This is a genomic window from Clostridioides sp. ZZV15-6597, assembly GCF_020657815.1.
Lineage (GTDB): Bacteria > Bacillota > Clostridia > Peptostreptococcales > Peptostreptococcaceae > Clostridioides.
In genome coordinates this window covers 1-23160 of record NZ_JAGWCT010000066.1, presented here as the reverse complement: position 1 = coordinate 23160, position 23160 = coordinate 1, and the positions used below count along the sequence as shown (strand labels likewise).

General features: G+C 26.8%; 20 protein-coding genes and 1 other annotated feature. Of the genes, 1 reads left to right on the top strand and 19 read right to left on the bottom strand.

The window, feature by feature from the left end:
* Positions 1–222: 222 nt before the first annotated feature.
* From KGF52_RS14140 to KGF52_RS14110, 7 genes are all read right to left on the bottom strand, one after another.
* Positions 223–1920 (bottom strand): phospho-sugar mutase, encoded by a 1698-nt coding sequence (locus tag KGF52_RS14140; protein ID WP_227840610.1) that lies wholly within the window; start codon positions 1918–1920, stop codon positions 223–225.
* 62 nt (positions 1921–1982) lie between these two features.
* Positions 1983–2573 carry an SGNH/GDSL hydrolase family protein gene (locus KGF52_RS14135; protein ID WP_227840609.1) on the bottom strand — a complete coding sequence of 197 codons (591 nt, stop codon included), beginning with the start codon at positions 2571–2573 and terminating at the stop codon, positions 1983–1985.
* Positions 2574–2684: 111 nt separating this feature from the next.
* Entirely contained in the window at positions 2685–3482 is a 798-nt protein-coding gene (locus tag KGF52_RS14130) for a 3D domain-containing protein (protein ID WP_227827425.1), read from the bottom strand.
* A 304-nt stretch (positions 3483–3786) separates the two neighbouring features.
* On the bottom strand, positions 3787–4998 hold the full coding sequence (locus KGF52_RS14125; RefSeq protein WP_227840608.1) for a helix-turn-helix transcriptional regulator: 1212 nt from the start codon (positions 4996–4998) through the stop codon (positions 3787–3789).
* A gap of 171 nt (positions 4999–5169) precedes the next feature.
* Positions 5170–7248: an FtsX-like permease family protein gene (locus KGF52_RS14120; protein WP_227840607.1), complete on the bottom strand. Its 2079-nt coding sequence runs from the start codon at positions 7246–7248 to the stop codon at positions 5170–5172.
* On the bottom strand, positions 7238–8005 hold the full coding sequence (locus KGF52_RS14115; RefSeq protein ID WP_227840606.1) for an ABC transporter ATP-binding protein: 768 nt from the start codon (positions 8003–8005) through the stop codon (positions 7238–7240). The genes KGF52_RS14120 and KGF52_RS14115 overlap by 11 nt, the downstream gene beginning before the upstream one ends.
* 306 nt (positions 8006–8311) lie before the next feature.
* On the bottom strand, positions 8312–9247 hold the full coding sequence (locus KGF52_RS14110) for an alpha/beta hydrolase (protein ID WP_227840605.1): 936 nt from the start codon (positions 9245–9247) through the stop codon (positions 8312–8314).
* A 281-nt stretch (positions 9248–9528) separates the two neighbouring features.
* On the opposite strand from KGF52_RS14110, the gene KGF52_RS14105 reads away from it, so the two are divergent.
* Positions 9529–10095 carry a MarR family winged helix-turn-helix transcriptional regulator gene (locus tag KGF52_RS14105; RefSeq protein ID WP_227827420.1) on the top strand — a complete coding sequence of 189 codons (567 nt, stop codon included), beginning with the start codon at positions 9529–9531 and terminating at the stop codon, positions 10093–10095.
* A 181-nt stretch (positions 10096–10276) separates the two neighbouring features.
* On the opposite strand, the gene KGF52_RS14100 is transcribed toward KGF52_RS14105, so the two are convergent.
* From KGF52_RS14100 to KGF52_RS14045, 12 genes are all read right to left on the bottom strand, one after another.
* Positions 10277–12313 (bottom strand): thioredoxin domain-containing protein, encoded by a 2037-nt coding sequence (locus KGF52_RS14100; protein WP_227840604.1) that lies wholly within the window; start codon positions 12311–12313, stop codon positions 10277–10279.
* A 177-nt stretch (positions 12314–12490) separates the two neighbouring features.
* Entirely contained in the window at positions 12491–13168 is a 678-nt protein-coding gene (locus KGF52_RS14095; RefSeq protein ID WP_227840603.1) for a manganese catalase family protein, read from the bottom strand.
* A gap of 220 nt (positions 13169–13388) precedes the next feature.
* On the bottom strand, positions 13389–15077 hold the full coding sequence (gene ilvB / locus KGF52_RS14090; protein WP_227840611.1) for a biosynthetic-type acetolactate synthase large subunit: 1689 nt from the start codon (positions 15075–15077) through the stop codon (positions 13389–13391).
* Between the two features lie 50 nt (positions 15078–15127).
* A complete protein-coding gene (gene ilvC / locus KGF52_RS14085) occupies positions 15128–16147 on the bottom strand; it encodes a ketol-acid reductoisomerase (RefSeq protein WP_413840692.1) in 1020 nt (339 codons plus the stop codon).
* A 296-nt stretch (positions 16148–16443) separates the two neighbouring features.
* Positions 16444–16683, bottom strand: coding sequence for an ACT domain-containing protein (locus KGF52_RS14080; RefSeq protein WP_227432962.1), 240 nt, complete (start codon positions 16681–16683; stop codon positions 16444–16446).
* 104 nt (positions 16684–16787) lie between these two features.
* Positions 16788–17046, bottom strand: a binding site (T-box leader).
* A gap of 154 nt (positions 17047–17200) precedes the next feature.
* The gene (locus KGF52_RS14075; RefSeq protein ID WP_227840601.1) at positions 17201–17962 is read right to left on the bottom strand and encodes a SprT family zinc-dependent metalloprotease; all 762 of its coding nucleotides are present in this window, start codon (positions 17960–17962) and stop codon (positions 17201–17203) included.
* Complete coding sequence (locus KGF52_RS14070) at positions 17962–18789, bottom strand: XdhC family protein (RefSeq protein ID WP_227827415.1); 828 nt, start codon at positions 18787–18789, stop codon at positions 17962–17964. Before KGF52_RS14070 ends, KGF52_RS14075 begins: the two co-directional genes overlap by 1 nt.
* A 41-nt stretch (positions 18790–18830) precedes the next feature.
* The gene (locus KGF52_RS14065; protein ID WP_227840600.1) at positions 18831–19586 is read right to left on the bottom strand and encodes a DUF3298 and DUF4163 domain-containing protein; all 756 of its coding nucleotides are present in this window, start codon (positions 19584–19586) and stop codon (positions 18831–18833) included.
* A gap of 42 nt (positions 19587–19628) precedes the next feature.
* Positions 19629–20498 carry an anti-sigma-V factor rsiV gene (locus KGF52_RS14060; RefSeq protein WP_227840599.1) on the bottom strand — a complete coding sequence of 290 codons (870 nt, stop codon included), beginning with the start codon at positions 20496–20498 and terminating at the stop codon, positions 19629–19631.
* Between the two features lie 11 nt (positions 20499–20509).
* A complete protein-coding gene (locus KGF52_RS14055; RefSeq protein WP_227827412.1) occupies positions 20510–20992 on the bottom strand; it encodes an RNA polymerase sigma factor in 483 nt (160 codons plus the stop codon).
* 51 nt (positions 20993–21043) lie between these two features.
* Positions 21044–22000 carry a peptidylprolyl isomerase gene (locus KGF52_RS14050; protein WP_227840598.1) on the bottom strand — a complete coding sequence of 319 codons (957 nt, stop codon included), beginning with the start codon at positions 21998–22000 and terminating at the stop codon, positions 21044–21046.
* A gap of 69 nt (positions 22001–22069) precedes the next feature.
* Positions 22070–22903: a polysaccharide deacetylase family protein gene (locus KGF52_RS14045; protein WP_227827410.1), complete on the bottom strand. Its 834-nt coding sequence runs from the start codon at positions 22901–22903 to the stop codon at positions 22070–22072.
* Positions 22904–23160 lie beyond the last annotated feature (257 nt).

Genomic DNA, 23160 nt, shown 5'->3' with positions numbered 1-23160 from the left:
ATACGGTTGTATAGAATTTAATAAATCATTCATTACAAATATAACAAAAAAATATCAAAACAAATAATTAAAATAATAATTTTAGTAAAATACTTTTTAAATAAAAAACTGACTGTCAGTTAAATGTCAGTCAGTTTTTTATAATGCTTTTATTTAAATACAAATAAAATTGCATCTTTTAATACTCATTTATTATTATTCTATGTAGCAATTTAGTCTGTTTTATTTTAATTTTGATACCATAATATCTATATATTCTTTTAAACCTCTAAGCTTTTCCTCTGCTTCAACATCACTAGTTCCTTTTACAGCTATATAAAATTTCAGCTTTGGTTCTGTTCCTGATGGTCTTATAGCTACCCAAGACTCATCTTCCAAGAAATATTTTAAAACATCAGACTTAGGAAGATTATCTACACCATTTTTATAGTCTTTTTTATCAATTACCTTTATATTATTTATACAATCAATTTGATTTTCTCTAAAATAAGATATTATCTCTTTTATTTTTTCCACACCTTCTATACCTTTTAAAGTTAAAGATATAGTCTGTTCTTTAAAGAATCCATATTTCTTATACAGTTCTATTAAGCCTTCATATAAGCTCATACCTTTTGAATAGTAAAATGCTGCCATTTCAGATATTAATAATGATGAAACAACACCATCTTTATCTCTTGCATGAGTTCCAACTAAATAACCATAACTTTCTTCATATCCAAATACATAATTTCTATCTTTATTTTCTTCAAATAATTTTATTTTTTCACCAATAAATTTAAAACCTGTAAGAACATTTAGTACATCAACATTATTTTCTTTTGCTATATCTGCTCCAAATTCTGATGTAACTATAGTTTTTATCATTGTAGGATTTTCTTTTAATTTGTTATTTTCTTTTAAGCCTTCTATTATATAGTGTGTCAACATTCCACCAATTTGATTTCCTGTAAGTAATACATATTCACCTGTAGTAGTTCTTACAGCTACACCTACTCTATCACAATCTGGGTCAGTTGCTATTACAAGGTCTGCTCCTTTTTCTTTTGCAAGTAATATTCCTCTATTTAAAGCTTTTTTCTCTTCTGGATTTGGGTAATCAAGCCCTGCAAAATTTGGGTCTGGATTTTCTTCTTCTGGAACCACTAATATGTTTTCAAATCCTACTTCTTTTAATGCTCTTCTTATTGGAATATTGCCAGTTCCACAAAGAGGTGTATAAACTATTTTAAAATTTTTACCTACGCTTTTTACTAAATCTTTTCTTATAACTTGACTTTTTACAGCTTCTATAAATTCAGTATCCTGTGTTTCGTCCAATAAGACTACTAAATTTTTATTAGCTTCACTTAAAGTTGGTATTATACTATAATCATGTATGTTATTTACTTTTTCTGTTATTGCATTTGCAATATCTGGCATAACTTGTGCCCCATCTTCCCAGTATACTTTGTATCCATTGTATTCAGGTGGATTATGGCTAGCTGTTATAACTATCCCTGCTATTGCATTTAAATTTCTAACAGCAAAAGACAATTCTGGAGTAGTTCTTAAACTATCAAATATATATGCCTTTATACCACACGCTACTAATGTATTTGCAGATTCTATACAAAATTCTCTAGATTTATGTCTATTATCATGAGCTATTACTACACCCCTATTTTTTTCTTCCTCTGTAGTATTTTCTAGTATATAGTTTGCCAATCCAAAAGTAGCTCTTCTAACTGTGTACTTGTTGATTCTATTAGTTCCTGCTTCAATTACACCTCTAAGACCAGCAGTTCCAAATTCTAAATCCTTATAAAATCTATCTTCTATCTCTTTTTCATTATCTTTTATTTTATCTAATTCTAGTTTTGTATCTTCATCAAAATATGAACTCTTTACCCATTCTTCATAAGTTTTAGTATAATCCATAATAAAATCCTCCCTATTTTATCCATTTATTATAATTTCATAGATAAATCTTTTTTATACAATCATGACTCTTCTATATACTTATTAATTGACTTAATAAAAATATTTGCAATTATTCTATGACCTTCCTTAGTTGGATGTAATCCATCAAAATATAATTTTTTATATCCTTCCTTTTCCATACTTTTATTATATTCAGAATAAAAATCTACAAAATCAGTATTAAATGTCACACTAAATTTTTTTATCCAATAATTGTATGACTCTAACTTTTTTGATACTGTATTAAAATCCGTAAATCTACTCCAATCTTCCCTAACATTTGGAATATCTGGTTTAAGTGGTATACCTATTATTGGTATAATATTTTTAGCATATGCTTGATGCACTATAGCCATTATATTAGAATTAATAACTTCATTTCCTGCTCCAGCAATAAAATCATTAGTACCACCCATTATAAAAACTATATCGGGAGAATTCTGTAAAACATCTTCATTAAATCTAACTAACATACCACTTGTTGTATCACCATTTATACCCTTATTTATTATTTCTAATCTAGTCTCTTGACTCACAATGTTTGTCCATGAATTACTTCGTGATACACCAAATCCATATGTTAAACTGTCTCCTAAGCAGACTATTTTCATCTTATCCCCCCCTTAGCTATATTTTTTCTGTTTCAAGAATAGTCTAACAGTTTAATTAATTCATATTTTATACTTTTTTTCCTTCTAAGTAAAGTTATTATATTCACTAAATTAATATACATATATATCTAAACTCTGTCTTCCCCAATTAGATGCTTTTCCTTCACTATTCATAAATATATCTATTCTGTTACCTTTAATTGCACCTCCACAGTCTTCTGCAACAAATGTCATACCTAATCTAGGTATATATACTTTTGTTCCATATGGTATTATATTTGGGTCAACTGCAATTACTCCCCATCTTGGCGTTGTACCAGTAGATGTTATAGTATCTCCTGCATATGCAGTAGCAACCACTCTCATATGTTTTCTTCCTCTTGTATTTGCTCCTCTTGATGCAATTAAGACTTTTTCTTTAGTTCCATTTTTTATAATTTTTGCAGTTGGTTCTTTAGAAATTACTTCTTTTGATAAGACTTTTTTGACTAGTTCCCCATCATGGTAAGTTAAATTATAGACTAGTTTTTTCTCTCCCTCTATTCCCTCCTGATAGACTTTAGATTTTCCTTTTACTAAATTGCTATCATTCACATGTTTTGTGTCAAATGGTATTTTTTCAAATTCTTCTTTTTGATTTTTAGTTACTTTAACAACCTTAATTTTCATATTATCCTTTAATTCTGTATTCAAACTTGGATTAATTTTATCTTCAGAATTGTATTTCACTCCCTGTTCATCCAAAAGTTCTTCAACTGTCTTTTTAAATGAAGATACTTTTTGTTCTTGGCCTTTAACAGTTAGACTTATCTCTTCTTTATTTAATATAGAATATATGCTTACTAAACTCATTAAAATTGATACACTTAATAAAGATGATATTATTATTTTCTTTTCTCTTTTTTCCATAATATTTCCCCTTTCATGTTCAAATTTTAAATTAACTTATTTATTACAGTTTTAATCCTATATTATATATGTATATTATAACTTTCTAAATTTATGTAACTTTTTTGTAACTTCTAAATTTGTTTTATTCATAATTTTTTTATATTCTACGGTTAATGACTTATTTCATACAAATTAAATTTCTATGTTTGATAACTTATTTTATAAAATAAAAAGCTAGAAATAAGATATTTACTTTATTAAGTATCCTACTTTCTAGCTTTTTATTTTATAATTTTAGGTTGTCACACTAAATATTTATTCATTATTTATCTTTTAACATTTTCTCCAATTCTGAAACACTTTCAATTATAGATTCAAAAATTGGTTCTTCTCTTAATTCATTAAAACTATTATCATTAAACATGATGAGTAAATTAGTATATACATTAAAAGTATATGAATTTTTAGATTTTACTTTATCAAAAAACGTCATTTGACTTGTATCTGAACTTTCATGTAGAGGATATTTTTCTAATATTTCTTTTAGACCATATAAAGCTTCTTTAGCTTCTTCTTTCATATTAAAAAATAAGAGATTTAAAGATAGCTCTATGTAGTCCATGTATATTCCAAAAAAAGCTCCCCTATTTTCACTAAATTTCTTCTTTATTTCTAAAGATACATTTGCATATCCTAATGATTTATTTTTTATATATTCCATTTCTTTCTCTGCTGTTTTTTTGTCATAACTTCCATCATCTAACTCTTTTTTTAATTCTTTATATTTATTTTTACATACATTAATTAATCCTTTACAATCCAGAGTTGTATTAAATACATCGCTAAATAATTTATTTTGAAGTAATGTTTCTGCTTCATCTAATCTATTTTGACTTAAATATATCATAGCTAAATTAACACTTGTGTCTCCTATTGGTTTATGTATCATATTTAAATATAACTCTGCCTTTTCGTAATCATCTAACATATAATATGCATTTGATAAAATAATAAGTGCTGTTTCTTTAATCTGAATATCATCTGTATTTCTCACTATATCTTCAAGAATATTTGTTGTTTCTTTAATTTTATTATTGAATTTATCTTTACCAAATTTATATGAGTACATTTGATATAGCGAACTTATTTTTAACTTTAGCAGATAACTTTGAGGATATTTCTCCATATACATATTAGCAAGTCTTTCTACAGATTCTAAATCTTCTTTAAATTCTTCTAGCGGTTCTTCTGTTGATAAATCAATTTCTACTTTAGCAAGAATTGCTTCTAGTTCTTTATAAACTTTCATTGCTTCTTCTTCACTTAAATCTACTTTATAGTTTAAAAGTTTGTCAACAGATACATTAAAAAAATCTGCTAATACTGGCAATAATTCTATATCTGGATAAGAATTTCCACTTTCCCATTTAGATACTGCTGGTGTTGACACTCCTATAAACTTTGATAATTGTTCTTGTGTTAAACTTTTTTCTTTTCTCAGTGTTTGTATGACTTCACCTATTTTAATTCGCATATATACCTCCTTAATGTATATCTCTTAATTTAAGTATATTAAAAAAGCATTTATTAGTAAATTGAGGTAAAGTTAACAAAAGACTTATAATTTAACTATTGGTTAAATTATAAGTCAAAATCTTATCTTGCTAACCTAAAGTAGGTAAATCTATTCAAAAACTTAATTTATTTACATGCTTTCATTTATTATATTTAAACTTTCAAAGAAACTTGAGATAAAATAGATTCCATATATGATTAGGACAATACTCATTGTTAATAACATATTTGTGATAACTCCCATTCCTGCCATAATTGGTACTACGATAAATAACACTTTTGATATAAATAGAGCATTTATAATAGCTAACACTAAAGGAGTTACAAATAATATAAATACTTGTGCAAATATAGCTTTCTTCATATCTTTTTTATTTACACCAAGCTTTCTTAATAATTTAAATCTTTCTTTATTGACTGTTGATTCCATAAGTTGTTGTAGTGCTAATATTGCACCTGCTGATACTAGAAGTATAACACCTATATATATTGCTACAAAGGAAAATGCAGTATTTAAAGCTTTTTTTTCTCCATCTATAACTGATTTATAGTCAATACTATAGTCATCAGAATTATTAACTTTACTTTGGAATTTATAGTATGCTTCCATAAATTTATTTTCTAGACTATTACTTTTTTCTTTATAATTAATATTTAATGTAATCATAGTAGGATTTAAGTTTTTTACTACAATATCAGGCACAATTAAAGTACCATTATCTAATGGAACTACATTTGTATTATAAGAATTAGTATATAGATTTGTCTGGTTTAAATTAAGCTTTACTCCATTTACTGTAATATGTTTTGATTGACTATTAATATATTTTTCATAAAATGCTCTGTAGTCTTCTACAGCACAGCTTATTGCAAATTCATTTTTATTTAATTTTATTTCTTCTAATCCACTTTGTTTTCTGGTAGCATTATAATCACTAAGTGAAACAATAGCAAGTTTATTATTTTTCAATTCAGTTGTTTTTTCACTCTCATCAATTGCAAAATCATACTGACTTATATCTTTTAAAGAATATATCCTTAAATCACTTGTACTAGATGAAAATGAAGATAGAGGTAATTTATTTGTTATTAAAGTATCTTTAAGTGAAGGTATTTCACTGTTTATATTACTTTTTTCTGTACTGTATTCAACAATATTATCTCCATCCATAAAAAGTCTAGATAATGTTACATCATAAGGAGTTGCTTCTTGTAAATCAGTTATTAAGTATTTACCAAATGATATACCAAAAGGTATCACTATCATGGAAGAAAATAATAGCAAACAAATTACAGTGATAGACATACTCATTGTCTTAATACGACTACTTATTTGACTTATTACAAATGGATTTAAATTTTTATAATATACACGTCTATGCTTCTTTATTTTTATCATTATAAAATCAGATACTGACATAAAAAAGAAATAAGTACCTACTAACATAAGAATTATACATATCCCTAATATAAATGTAGATGGTTTTACTTTTAATGGTAATATATATGATGTCACAATTAACACAATAGAGAAAAAGAATAATATTAAGTTAGATTTTTTCCCTCTAGCAATAGAAACCTCATTCTTTTTATTTGCATTTAATAGGTCTATTAACTTATATTTGTTTATTGTTTTCTTATTAAATTTATTAACCAATAATAATACAATTCCAAAAAATACTACCGTTTTGACAGTTGTAAATATTGAGAAAGAAAATCCTGATGATGATACCCCTAACATTTTCAAAGCAACTATACTGAGTCCTTTTGAAATAAATACTCCAAACATGATGCCTGTTATTAAAGCAAATATACCTATTATCACTGTTTCCTTAAACATTAATTTATTTATATCTCTTTTATCCATTCCAAGAATCGTATATATACCAAACTCTTTTTTACGCTTTTTCATTAAGAAATTATTGGCATATACAATTAAAAAGCCAAATATCATACATACTACAATTGAAAAAACACCCACAATGCCTCTAACTAATCCAATACTTGAACTCAGTAAAGCATTGCCACCAAGTATTGCTATATCATTGTCTAGAGAATTAAAAGTATATAAAATAGTAACTCCAAATGCAAGAGTTATAAAGTAAATCAGATAATTTTTCATACTCTTTTTTACATTATTTAGAGCTAATTTTTTAAATGCGCCACTTGATACTCTAGAGACATAGTCATTATTTTTATTAAAAAACATCTTTATCATCACCTCCAAGAAGTGATATTATTTTTATTATCCTATCAAAAAATTCTTGTCTTGTATTATTACCACGAACCAACTCATTGAATATCTTTCCATCTTTTATAAATAATATCCTTTTACAATAACTAGCTGTAAAAGCATCATGCGTAACCATTAATATTGTAGCTTTCAATTCTTCATTTAAAACTTCAAGATTCTCTAAAAACATTTTTGCTGACTTGGAATCCAAAGCACCTGTAGGCTCGTCCGCTAATATTAGTGATGGATTTGTTATTATAGCTCTTGCACATGCTATTCTTTGCTTTTGTCCACCAGACATTTCATATGGGTATTTATTAAGAATTTCATAAACCCCTAATCTATTTGCTATATTTTTTATTTTAGTATCTATTTTTTTTGGGTTAATTCCATTGATAGCCAAAGCCAAAGCTATATTATCATGTGCTGTAAGTGTATCTAATAAGTTAAAATCTTGAAATATAAACCCTAATTCTTCTCTACGAAATTTAGATAATTCATCTTCACCCATAGTAGTTATCTCTTGATTTCCTATATAAATACTACCTTCTGTTGCTTTATCTATGGTAGAAATACAATTCAGTAAAGTAGTCTTACCACTTCCAGAAGCTCCCATAATACCAATATACTCTCCACTTTCAACTTCAAAGCTAATGTTATCAAGAGCTTTTGTAGTATTCCCTCTACTTTTATAGTATTTTTTTATATTTTCTACACTTAATATTTTATTCATATCTACTACCTCCGTTAAACTCTGTTTTATTTCTTAAAAAAATTAAATATTTTTTATTCTTTTTATAGATTAACTTAATTTTCTTAAGAAAATATAGCTTTAAAACAAAAGATTTTCTTAAGATTTCGATATACTCATTACTTTAAAGTAAGAAAATAAAAGAGAGTATTTCATTTATGATAAAAAATCATTTTGAGATACTCTCTTTTTTGTTCTTTATATGCAAAAACTAGCTCATTCAAATAGCTATATAAAACTGAGTCTAATACTAATATTTTATTTATATATCATTCATATATTACTGCACTACAAAATTCCTATTTTTTCATTTAACCAACAAATAACATCTTCAAAAACTTCCTCTTTATTTATCTCATTTAATAATTCATGTCTTCCATCTTTATAGAGTTTACATGTTACATCTTTTACTCCTAGATTTATATATCTATCTCTAAGTCTCAAGACACCCTTACCATTTTTACCTATGGGGTCTTTATCTCCAGATATTATGTAAATAGGAATATCAAGTGGTATCTTTTTTAAGTTTTCTTTATCCTCTATTTCTTTTAATCCTTGTACTAAATCGTAAAAAAAGCCACAAGTACATACAACCCCACAAAATGGGTCATTTATATATTTTTCAACTTGTTCTTTATCTCTACTTAACCAATCAAATTTAGTATTTTTATTTCTTCTTATGCTTTCTCCTCCAAATATTAAATCATTTATTTTATTGCTTCGAGAATTTCTTCCATGCTTTTTAATCTCATGATTAATTATTAGGTTAGCAAAATTTAGAATGATACCTTGTTGTCCATTTGAACCACATAATATAAGACCAGATAAATTATCACTGTAATCCATTATGTATCTTTGGCTAGCAAATGACCCCATACTATGTCCAAACAAATAAATTGGCAAATCTTTATTTTCCTTTTTTATAATACTTGTTAAAGTATTCATATCTTCTACAAGACATCTAAAACCTTCTTCTTCAGCTAGATGCCCAACATTCTCTACTGTCTTTGCAGTTTTTCCATGTCCTCTATGGTCATTTATATACACTATATATCCATTTTTAGTAAGCTCTTTAGCAAAAACTTCATACCTTTGTGCAGTTTCTGCCATTCCATGGGCAATTTGTACAATTGCCTTTGGGTCTTCTATACTTTCATCTTCCCATTTATATGTATATATATCTAAATCTTCTTTTCCTTTGAAAGTAAAATTTGTACACTTCATAGTTACTCCTCCAGCCTGAATTTATTCAACATATTAACTTATATACTATATTACTACAATTTTCAAGTCAAAAATGTTCTATATGAGTTTCTTACTTATTAATTATTAGTATAAATTGCTATACAAGTGTTTCTCTAAATAACTATATAATAATTTAGTTATTGAATATTAATTATTTAGAAAGAACATTTAACTATACTTGGACATCATATTGACATTATATTCAATTCGTGATATTCTGTTTTCGTCAAAATAATATCTAAATATAAAGGAGATATTTTATGGATTATTCAAATGAATTGAAAGAATTGTTTCTAATGAATCAAACATACGCAACTCTTTTTACTCTTACAAACAAAATACAAATAGAAGGTGATAAGTATTTTGATGTACTTACTTCAAGACAATATATGACTATTTTATCTATTCTTCACTTGCCAGAAGAAGAAACAACATTAAATAATATTGCACGAAAAATGGGTACAAGTAAACAAAATATAAATAGAATAGTTGCTAACCTTGAAAAAAACGGATATGTTCAAGTAATTCCAAGTCCAAATGATAAAAGAGCGATTAATGTAAAAGTTACAGATTTAGGAAAACAAGTTATGATAAAATGTGGTAAAGTTGGAATAAACTTTATGGCAGATGTATTTCATGAGTTTACTCAAGATGAATTGGAAACTTTGTGGAGTTTACTAAAAAAAATGTATCGTTTTAATGGCGAAGAACAAGATGGATTCGAAGAAGATGCTAACTTTGTAGAAGATGAAGAAATAGATAAAATTAAATCTGAAGCACTTAAAGAATTCTCAAAAAGAAGAAATAGAGTAAATAAAAAGGACTAATAACCTCTATAATTTAAAATAGGTATTAACTTTCTTAAGAGTAAAACAGAGTATTTATTTGTATAAAGTCTAAAGGTTACTTCATATTGATTTAAGGACTAAAGACAATTAAATTAATGCTTATTATTTATTAAAAGAACTCAGTATCAAGTATCAATACTGAGTTCTTTTAACATTACAATTAGTCTCTCATAGAAATTATATCATTTAGTTTTTGTGAATCATTAAATGGTTGACTACAACTATTATTCTGACATACATAGTAAGTAGTTTTGTCATTTTTTAATTTATAATTATTTAAAAAACCTATCTTAGTATTTTCTTCATTGTATTTTTTTACTAAAAAAGTTGCATTTGGTACAAAATTTTCACTTACTAAAGTCTTAAAACCAATCAAATCAGAGTTTTCCTTTAAAATACATATGATTTCCTTTGTAGGATAAAGTTCATACATTAATGAAAGCATATAGAAACTATATCCAGTTGGTGAATTTTTTACACTATCTGAATAAAGTTTTAATTGCTTATATGACAATTCTTCAAGTTTATTATCACCAGTAATCTTTGCAAGTCTTATAAGATTATATAATTGTACAGAGTTACCTGATGGAATAGCTCCATCATACAAATCTTTTGGTCTTGCTATTAAATTTTCACTATCTTTACCATATAGGTAAAATCCACTTTTTTCATAGTCCCAAAAAAGCTCAATACAATTTTCATTTAATTTTAATGCTTCTTCTAAATACTTTATATCAAATGTTGATTCATAAAGTTCTATATATGCCCATATTAAAAATGCATAATCATCCAAATACGCTAAATAATCAGCACTTCCATCTCTATATCTAGCTAATAATCTACCTGCTTTATTCACAAGATTATTATTTATAAAATCAAGACACATATTTGAATACTCCAAATATGTATCATTTTTTAGAGTCTTATAAGCCTTTGCTAAAGCTACTACCATCAATGCATTCCATGATGTCAGTATCTTATCATCTTTATGCAAAGAAGTTCTTTCTTTCCTATATTCAAATACCTTTTTACTCAAATTAGCTATTCTTTCATTATACTTATCGTATTCTTTATTTTTTATAAGATTAGGAATACTTTTTCCCTCAAAATTTCCACTATTAGTTATATCAAAGTAATCATTAAAGAATTTTCCATCTTCTTCACCTAATATATCAATTATTTCAAGTGGATTAAATGTATAAAATTTACCTTCCTCTCCCTCACTATCTGCATCTTGTGCTGAATAAAATCCACCTTCTTTATCTTGCATCTCTCTAATTACATAATCTATAGTTTTTATCGCGATTTCTTTATATAGCTCTTTCTTGGTTATCTTGTATGCATCTAAATAAGCAACTGTAAGCATAGCATTGTCATATAGCATCTTTTCAAAATGAGGTGCTAACCATTTTTTATCAGTGGAATATCTTGAAAAACCAAATCCAATATGGTCAAATAGACCTCCTCTGTACATTCCATCTAAAGTTTTTTCCACCATTTTTAATACATCTTCATCTTTTTCTATACTATAGTATTTCATCAAAAACATAAGATTTTGAGGACTTGGAAATTTAGGTGCATTCCCAAAACCACCATATTTATCATCATAAATAGCTTTAAATATTCCAACTGATGAACTTAACATATCTTTTGATAAATCACCATCTGTATTTTTTACTCCAAAATCATCTTTAAGAGCCTCTACTATTTCATTTCCAGATTTTATAAGCATATCTTTATTTGTATTCCATTTTTCAGATACATTTTCCAATAAATCTATAACGCCTGGTCTATTATATCTTGAGTATTTTGGAAAATAAGTTCCTGCAAAAAAAGGTTTTTTATCAGGAGTCATTATTATGGTCATTGGCCATCCACCACTACCTGTCATTGCTTGACAAACTGTCATATACACACTATCTATATCTGGTCTTTCTTCCTTGTCTACTTTTATTGCTATAAAGTTTTTGTTCATTATTTCAGCAACTTCTTCATCTTCAAAAGATTCATTTTCCATAACATGGCACCAGTGGCAAGTTGAGTATCCAATACTTAAAAATATCGGTTTATCTTCTTCCTTTGCCTTTTTAAAAGTTTCTTCATTCCAACTGTACCAATTTATCGGATTATATGCATGTTGTAAAAGATATGGAGATTTCTCATTTATTAAATTATTAGGTTTTTTATTAGTTGACATAATACCACCTCATTTATTATTTTGTTATATGTTTTGCAATAAAAAAATAGATATACACTTATAATAAGTGTATACCCACTTTTAACTGTATATATTTAGATTTTTATATACTTAATTCCTCTAGGCAAATAATTTTTAAAATACCTACCAAAACAAAACAATACAATAAATATCAAGCTATTTCTTTAAAGGTTTTTCAAAAGAAGGAGGATTGATATCTATCTTAGTATCATGATTTGGTCCTGGAGTTGATAAATCGAAATATAGCTTAGAATCTTCTGTAACTCCAAAATCCTTGTTTGAACCTGTATCTTTAACCTTATTTAAAGCATCTCTAAATAAAGCATTATGCGCTTCTTCTCTATTAAGCAAAAAGTCAATTGTTTCTTTTACATATTTATCATCAATTTGTCTATATAGATACTCATAAACTACCTTTGCTCTTTGTTCAGAAGCTATATTTGAAAGTAAATCAGCTACTAAATCTCCTGTAACTGTAACATAATCAGCAGTCCATGGAGCTCCTGATGAATTTATTAATACTGGTGATAATCCAGTTAAGACATGCGTTTCTATTTCCCCTGTATCAACTGCTTTGCAATCAACATCATGCCCATTTAATAAATTTATAGTTTGACCTACCATTTCCATATGACTAAGTTCTTCTGCTGCTATATCAAGAAATAAATCTTTTATTTGAGGGTCTTTTATTCTAAAACTTTGAGCTAAATATTGCATTGCTGCTTTTAATTCTCCATTTCCACCACCTAACTGTTCTTGCATCAAAACAGCATATTGAGGGTTTGGTCTTTCTACTTTTACTTCTTTTAATAAAGCTTTATCATGCTTAAACATATGAATACCTCCGTAAATTATTATTCAAAATTATTATTTACTTAAATTACATTATTATTCTAAATTCCATTATTAATATTTAATCAATACTTTATCATACATGCATTAAATTATTACAAAACTAAAAAATATTAGTCTATACTTAAGATTATTGCAAAATAAAAAACTGAATATCAATAAAATTTTAATAAAAAACTTTATCAATATTCAGTATCAATTTTTAATTACATATCAAATTTTCTAATGCATCATTGGGAGCTACAATAGGATAAACATCATAGTCTTTATCTATATCACATTGTAAAAATACAGGTTTATTAAAATCTATTGCATCCAAAGCTCTTTCTAATCCATCCATATCACATGCCTTATATCCATCTATATTATAAGCATTTACAAGCTTAACATAGTCTACATTTTCATTAATATCAGTTTGAGAGTATCTTTGATTAGAAAATAATTTCTGCCATTGTCTTACCATTCCTAGAGTTCTGTTATTAAGCAACAAAATAAGCATAGGCACATTATAATTTGCAACTGTAGCTAACTCATTACAGTTCATTCTAAAGCTTCCATCACCAGTGACTAAAACTACATTTTTATCTAAGTTACCAACTTTAGTTCCAATAGCAGCTCCTAAACCAAATCCCATCGTTCCTAGACCTGCTGATGTTATAAAACTTTTATTTCCTTTAAAGTCCCAATACTTAGCAGACCACATTTGATGCTGACCAACATCAGTAACAACTACAGTTGGATTTCCCAATTGTTCATATTTCTCGTTTATTTTTCTAAGTATATTTTGTGGATGGAACTCTTTTTCCTCTACACCCTCACCTTTTCTAAAGGTCTTTATTTCCTCTTTCCAATTGCTATTGTCCTTACTTTCAACCCTTTCTAGTAGTAAACTAAGAACCATCTTTACATCTCCAACTAAAGATACATTGGACTTTATATTTTTACTTATTTCAGATGGGTCTATATCTATGTGTATTATTTTTGCATTTTTAGCAAATTCAGAACTTTTACTTATTACTCTATCACTAAATCTTGCACCTATTGCTATCACTAAATCTGAATTAGAAAGTGCCAAATTACTTTCTCTACTTCCATGCATTCCAACCATACCAAGAGATAGTTCATTTTTTCTATCTATATTTCCAAGCCCCATAAGTGTATTTAATACAGGTGTATCTATCTTCGTTGCAAATTTTACAAGAACTTCTTCACTATCTGAAGATTTAACTCCCCCACCAGCATAGATTATAGGTTTTTTGGACTCTTTTATTATATCTACTGCATCTTTTAAAAGCTTAAGGTTGTTTTCATCATCTAAGTCAAAATCATCCTTATAATCCATATACTCATCTATTTGACATAAATCATAATCCTCATCATTAAAATCCATCTCTGCTAAAAATAAATCCTTTGGAACATCTACAAGTACAGGTCCTTTTCTTCCTGAGTTTGCAACTCTAAAAGCTTCTTTTATTGTAGATACTAACTCTTTAGTATTTCTAACTAGATAATTGTGCTTTGTCATAGATAGGGTTGCTCCAGTTATATCAATTTCTTGAAAAGAATCTTTACCCAATAAACTAGTTGGAACTTGACCTGAAATTACAACCATAGGAGAAGAATCCATAAAAGCTGTTGCTATACCAGTTATAGCATTCGTTGCTCCTGGCCCAGACGTTGTAAAACAAACCCCCACTGTATTAGTACTTCTTGCATATCCATCTGCTGCATGAACCAAACCTTGTTCATGTGAAGTCCTTATATGTTTAAAATCATCTAGATAATCATATAGAGCATCATAAAGAGGTATTACTGCTCCACCAGGATATCCAAATATTGTGTCAACGCCCTCTTTCTTCAAACATTCTAAAATTACCTTTGCTCCATTAATACGCACTACTATGCACCACTCTTTCCCTCAAACTAATCCATTTAATATATTTATTTCAAGAATGACATCATACTTCTTAGATTTCTACCAACTTCAGCTATTTCTGTAGTATATTCTGCTTCTCTAGTTTTTAGGAAGTTCTCACGCCCTTCTTCATTTTCTTTAATCCATGCCTTAGCAAATTTTCCATTTTGTATATCTTCTAATACATCTTGCATACCTTGTTTTGCTGCATCAGTTATTACTCTTTTACCAGATACATAATCTCCATATTCTGCTGTATCACTTATACTGTATCTCATTCTTTCAAATCCACCTTCATATATAAGGTCAACTATTAGTTTCATTTCATGTAGACATTCAAAATATGCTACTTCTTTTTGATACCCTGCATCTACAAGTGTCTTATATCCTAACTTTATAAGTTCACTTATACCACCACAAAGTACTGATTGCTCTCCAAATAAGTCAGTTTCTGTTTCTTCTTTAAAAGTAGTTTCTAAAACGCCTGCTCTTGTAGCTCCTATTCCTTTTGCATATGCCAAAACTGTCTCTGTGGCTTTTTTAGTGTAATCTTGATATACTGCAAACAATGCTGGAACTCCACTTCCTTTAGTAAATACATTTCTAACTAGGTGACCAGGTCCTTTAGGAGCTACCATTACAACATCAACAAATTCTGGTGGTTGTACTTGATTATAGTGTATATTGAATCCATGAGCAAATGCTAGTGTCTGACCTTCTTTTAAATTATCTCTAACACTTTCTTCATAAACTTTCTTTTGCTTTTCATCAGGCATTAACAACATTGTTAAATCACTTTCTCTCGTAGCTTCTGCCACACTCTTTACTTCAAATCCATCCTCTTTTGCTTTTTGCGCTGACTTGCTTCCATCATAAAGCCCTATCACTACATCCACACCATTATCTCTAAGGTTTTGTGCATGTGCATGACCTTGACTACCATATCCTAAAACTGCAACCTTTTTATTTTTTAAAACCTCTAAATTTACATCATTTTCATAATACATCTTTGCCATCTTTACTTCCTCCCAATATTTTCTCTTAATTATTTTATGATATTTATTTTTATTAGAAATTTATACTCATTATCATTAGTTCTATATTACTTAACAAACTTTATTTTCTAATTTATAGAATTTTAATCTTTAGAATCTCAATACTTATAATTTTTAATAATCTTAATATTTATAATTTTCAGTTTTTAAAATTTGTAATTACTTTATAATTTCAATGATAATCGTATTTTCAATCTAAGATTTTTCTCATTTAATATTTATCTTTAGTTTTTATTTAAACATTAGTTTCTTCATATTTGTTTTTAATTTTTATAAGTCATGTTTGATTAGTGTCTCACCTGTTCAACAGTTATTTCTCTTATATCATGTAGTTTCTTCATATGATTTAAGACACTATCTAGAGATGTCTTTTCTTCGTTTACTATCAATTTTATACCTGAATTATTCATATTATCTACAGTCATACTTATTGATTGTATATCAACTTCTCTTCTTCTCAGTGTCATTGCCACTCTTAAAAAAGAATCTATCCCTTGGTTTAATTTAGCATATACAGTATTTTCCATAAAAAACTCCTCCTTATTTTTTTATTATTATTTTATATGGATTAATCTTTTATATTGCTTAAATTAAAAAAACTTTCGTCTTTATAAGCAATATAAATATTACTTATAAGGACGAAAGTTAAATTCCGCGGTACCACCTTATTTGTAGATATAAAAAATACATCTACCTCTCTTTTTTCAGGTCGGGTAATTGATTACCTTAACCTTAGCCATATAACGTTGGCAGACGTTTGTACTTACTAAAATATATTCAGTACAAAAGCTCCAGAGTGATCATTATACTACTGTTAACACCAATTCTCAGCAACATTGGTTCTCTGTGGATAACTCCATTAGTATTGTTGTCTCTGTCATTGCTTTTATTTATTTTATTTTTTAACTTTGTTTTGCTGTTAATATAGATTATATTATCTATCTTTTATAATGTCAACGACTTTTTTAAAATTTTCAGATTATTTATTTTCTTCAAAATAATCATTTTTCTATATTTTAAATCCATATTTTGAAATAATCGTTTTCATATTGTTATCTTATACCCATTTTTTTTAAGCCAATTTTCTTTATCTTTATAATCTGGCATAATATTTTTTACCAAATCATAAAATTTTTTTGAGTGATTCATATGTAATAAATGACTAAATTCATGTATTATTATATAATCAATGACATCTAACCTCGCCATAGATATTTTTGAATTTATATAAATATTTTTTTGAGATGTACAACTCCCCCACCTACTTTTTTGTTCTTTTACTTTTACATTAACTGGTGTTAGTTGCTTCATTATATCACAATTCGATTTAAGATAATCTATTCTTTCTGAGACGATTCTTTGACTTTCTTTTTTGTACCAGTACTTCAAAGATTTTTTAATAAAGTCTTTACTTGTATCATTGGTTTGAACAATTATTTTAGATTCATCAATATTTATTTTACAATTACTTTTTTTAACACAAGCCTCCAAAGTTTCATTTATAATTAAACAATACTCTTCACCAAGATAGAGAAATTTATCCCCTGTCATGAATGTTCTTTCTCTATATACTTCTTCTCTATCTTTATATTCAGAAGATTTTTTAAGTATCCAATCTCCTTTTTTAAGTATTATGTCTCTTATTGTTTTTTTAGAAACTTTAGGAGGACTTATTACAATTACTTTACCAAATGAGTCTATTTTTATACAAATATTTTTTCTGTTCTTATAAAATAAAGCTGCTTCTATTTCTTTATTTTTAAAACTAACATTTAGAATCTCATAATCTTTACTTATCATGTTCATTAATTTCTTTTTTCCTTATTTGCCCTGCAATTTATAAGTTCAGCTGCTATACATACAGCTATTTCTGCTGGTGTCTGAGCATCTAATTTTATTCCTATTGGCGCATGTACTTTATTTAGTTCTTCCTTACTGAACCCATTTTTCATAAGTTTTTCATACGTCAATCCAATTTTTGTTCTACTTCCAATCATACCTATATAACAAGGATTCGTTTTAAGAGCCCATTCCAGTGAACTTGAATCATACAAGTGACCTCTTGTTAAAATAATTATATAGCTATTTTCATCAATTGGAAAATCTGGTATATTTTCAAAAGAATCTAAAACTACTACCTCTGAATCTGGAAATCTTTCAGAATTAGCAAATTCCTCTCTATCGTCTATTACTACTGTCCTAAATTCTAAAAGTGATAATATTACTGCTACATCTTTTGAAATATGACCTGCCCCAAATATATATGCTTTACTTATATTTTCTTTTAAGTTTTTATTAAATCTTTCTAAATTACTCTTCAATTTACTATCAATAAAATCTATCTGTATTTCTCCAGTACCACCACATATCATTCCAAGCTTTGCTATATCAGTTTTATTTAGAGTAAATTTATACAACATTGACTCTCTATTTTTTATAACATTAATTGAATGTTTTATGCATGTTGCTTCTACACTTCCTCCACCTACAGAACCAAATATAGAACCATCACTTTTTACAATCATCATTGCTCCAGTTTCACGTGGTGTTGAACCTGAGTGAGAAGTTATTGTAGCAAATGCAAAGTCCTCGTTATTTTCTATTAACTTTATCGCTTGTTCATATATATTCATATATTTCTCCTTACCTGTCTATTTAAAAATCTTCTATATGTCTACTTTAAATTTTTTATTACTTTGTCTGGTATTACAAACTCAACTGGCCCCATATAACCAGGAGCCACTTCATATTCATCAAAACTAATTACAAGGTTTCCATCTTTATTAAAATAGAAATCTTGATACTTATTTATAGACTCAAAATTTTTTACTGGGGAATCTTTTTCTTGGTCTATAAAATATGATTTTGTATTGTCTTTCTTAATTTGATTTTTCATCTGTTCTTTTATATTATCACTTATAGCATCTATATATCTACTATCTTTAAAAAATATTGGTAAATTTAGTAGTATTTCTCTATTTTTATCAATAGTATAATGCGTTTTACTTACATATGAAGAAGCTTCTATCTCTTCTTTTTTAACTTCTATAGATAAAAAGTCCTTAGAATTATTTTTTACACTATAACTTACATTTAAGTATCTATGACCTTTATTATTTTCTTTTTTCATTTTATTCTGAAATTCACTATAAAGCTTTTTCCCATTTTCCATAAATTCATTGTTTAATTTATTCTCTAAATCTTTATCTTTTAAACCTTCTATCTTAGGAACTCTAATATTAACTTCATAATTATCCTGTTTTAGACTATAATTTTTAGCATTTATTACTTTTATCTGATTATTTTTTACAAGTTTATTAGAAGAACTTCCTGCAAATATAGGATTTACATTTACTAATGCTACAAGTAGGCACACTGAAATCACAGCAATTTTAAATATAGATTCTTTAAGTTTTTTATATGTATTCATATTAACCTCCTTAATATATTTATATATAAATTACTATTCTATTTACAAATCTTTTATTACTTTATATGGGATTACAAATTCTACTGAACCCATATAACCAGGTGCTACTTCAAACTGGTCAAAACAAATTACAAGGTCTTCATTCTTATTAAGATAGAAATCTTGATATTTATTTATTATTTTAAAATCTTTAACAGGAGAATCTTTTCCTTGGTCTATAAAATATGATTTTGTACTGTCATTTTTCATTTGATTTCGCATTTGTTCTTTTATATTATCACTAATAACTTTTATATATTTATCATCCTTAAAAAGCATAGGTAAAGTTAAAACTATTTGTCTTTTTTTATCAACATTATAATGTATTTTACTCACATATGATGATGCTTCTATTTCATTTTTTGTCATTTCTATTGATAGAAAATCTTTAGAATTATTTTTAACACTGTAACTTAAACTTAAGTATTTATGCCCCTTATTTTTTGATAATTCTATTTTTTCCATTCTATTTTGAAATTCATCATAAAGCCTCTTTCCATCTTCCATAAAACTATTATTTAATCTCTTCTCTAAATTTTTATCTTTTAAACCTTGTATTTTAGGAATATCAATTTTAGCTTCATAGTTTTCGTTCTTTAAACTATAATTTTTTATAGTTACTACTTCTACTAATCCTCCGATTATAGGTAATTTAGAAAAGTTATCTGCAAATACAGGACTTATATTTACTAATACTATAAACATACAGGCTGAAGCCATAATAACTTTAAATCTCCAGCTATTTATCTTTTTATTTTGTTCGCAATATATATCTTTTATTTTCTTATGATTTATTATAGTATCTAGTTTCTTTGGTATTGGAATTTTATGATACTCATCTCTTAACTTATCTAACCTTTCTTTGTTTGTCATTCTTTTTATCCCTACTCTTCAATTTTTAATTTTAATTTTTTTAAAGCAGTATATAACCTAGTTTTAACAGTATTCACATTTTCATCCAATATTATTGCTACTTCTTCAATCTTTAAATCTTCAAAAAATCTCAATATTATAATAGATTTATATTCAATAGGTAATTCTTCTAACGCTTTTTTTAGGTCTAAATCAGTATACTTGTCATATTCTCCTGTCTCATCTATAAGAGTGATATCTGTCATGTTGTTATATTTACGGTTTTTTCTAATAAAATCTATACTCGTTCTAACTAGAATTTTATAAAACCATGTTTTTATATAATTTACTTCTTTAAGGTTTTCTACTGAATATAAAGCCTTATACATGGCTTCTTGAACCACATCTAAGGCGTCTTCCTCATTTTTTGTATAGCTATATGCAATTCTATAAAAAGAGTCTTTATTATCGATAATGTATCTCTCAACTTTCCTTCTCTTTAAACTCTTAAACATTCCTGTAAAATCTCCCTCCGGCTACAGGCTAGGATTGAGTTTTTATAGATTCTATCTCTCTACTTTTGCACTTTCGTTCAATTTTTTTATGTGCTCAATATATTTTTCGTTTAAAATAGATTCTCTTACTAAACTCTGACACTCATTAAGACTTTTTTGTCTTTCTCTTTTATCAGTAACTTTGACTATATGATATCCATAACTAGTTTCAAAAACACCTGAAACCTCATTTTTCTTTAATTTGAATACTTCTTTTGTAAATTCAGCATTTTTATCATTTTTTGAAAAATATCCTAGCTGCCCTCCATTTTTTCCAGTCGCTTTGTCATCGGAATATTTTTTAGCTAATGCTTCAAAACTTTCTCCATTTTTGATTTTAGTCAATATACTCTCGGCCTCTTTTTTTAAAGCTTCTTTTTTATCCTTACTTACTTCTTTTTTATTTTTATCTAAAGTTGATATCAATATTTGAGAAGCACTTACTTCTTCTACATTAAAATCTTTTTTATGATTTACATAATAAGATTCCATCTCGGCATCACTTATATTTATTTTATTTTCAAAGGCTTTTTTACTTTTGTCTATGGCTAAATCTCTAGATATTATTTGTTTTAAATATTCCTTATCTACACCTGCTTTGTCCATTTTTTCTTTATAGCTTGTATTCAAATTAATTTCATTTTCTAGTTCTTGATATTTTGAGTCTATATCACTTTTACTTGGAGTTAATCCTTTATCCTTAGCCTCTTGATATAAAAGTTCATTATCCACCATAAACGATATTATAACATTTTCTAGTTTATTTCTACCTTTTTTATCCAAACTTTTTTCCATTTCATCCAAAGATTGACCATTTATATAACTATTAGTAGCAGATAAGACTGCCTTTGTTTTTTCATATTGCGCCTTTGTGATTTCTACATCATTCACTTTAGCTAAACTTTTATTACAACCAACCATCATTAAAGATAGTATTCCGACCATTCCTATACAAAGTTTTTTATTCAAAACACTTACACCTCACTCATTTTTTATTTTCAATTTTTAAAACTCTTAATCAACATTTTTTTATTTTTACTATTCTAAATTGCGTAACCAATAATTTTTTGGTATTTGATTTTGCTCTACTGCTGCAAATTCATAGCCTTCATCTGATAAAAATTTTAAAATTGAATCTAAAGCTTCTGCACTTTGTTTTTTCTCATGCATTAAAACTACAAGTTGATCCTTATCTTCACCTTTTCTATTCTTAATATGAGTTTTTACATTTTGTACAATTTGTGCAGAATTAGATTTCCAGTCTTCAGTATCTAAATCCCAATCCCAAATTTTATACCCTGCATCAACTAAGGCTTGATATGAAGCTTGTGGAGTATATGGTTTACTTCCATAAGGAATTCTTATTACTTTTGAATGTTTACCAGTTATACTATAAAGAGTCTGATCATTCGTATCAAATTCATCTTTTGCTGATGTACTAGTAACATAAAGTTTATGAATATCATGAGATACACTATGAAAACCTGCTGTGTTCCCATTTTTAATTATATTTTTAACTTGCTGTGGATATTCCTTCATATTTCCATCTATCATAAAAAAAGTTGCTTTAACATTATATTTATTTAAAGTTTTTATCATTTGGTCAGTAAATTTAGATGGACCATCATCTATAGTTATGTATGCTACTTTTCCAGAACTTTTACTAGGCCCTTTACTAACTTCTGCTGATGTATTAGATATTATATCTGTAATAGTAGAACTTGATAGTTTAGCATTTCTACTAATTTCATCTTCTTTTATATTCATATAACTAACTCGTATACCAATTATTATAAATGCTAAACAAACTACTATGGCACTTAAAAGCAAATATAATTTCTTTCTATTTATTTTTTTCTTTTTATTTCTCATCGTTCGACCTCCAATATTACTATATTTTTACATTTATATTTTTGTAGTATTTTAGAATCATAATCTTCACTACATATATATAGACGTTGAACTTCGACAAAAAGTTTTACCTAATTTTTAAAATTTGTTATTTTGATGATTATTATGCTGTATAATTTCTGTATAATTGTATAGAATGTTGAAAATTGAGTATTATATAGTGTTTTTTACAATTAATACTAGTTAAAATGTCGTTTCTAATTTTTAAAATTTATAAT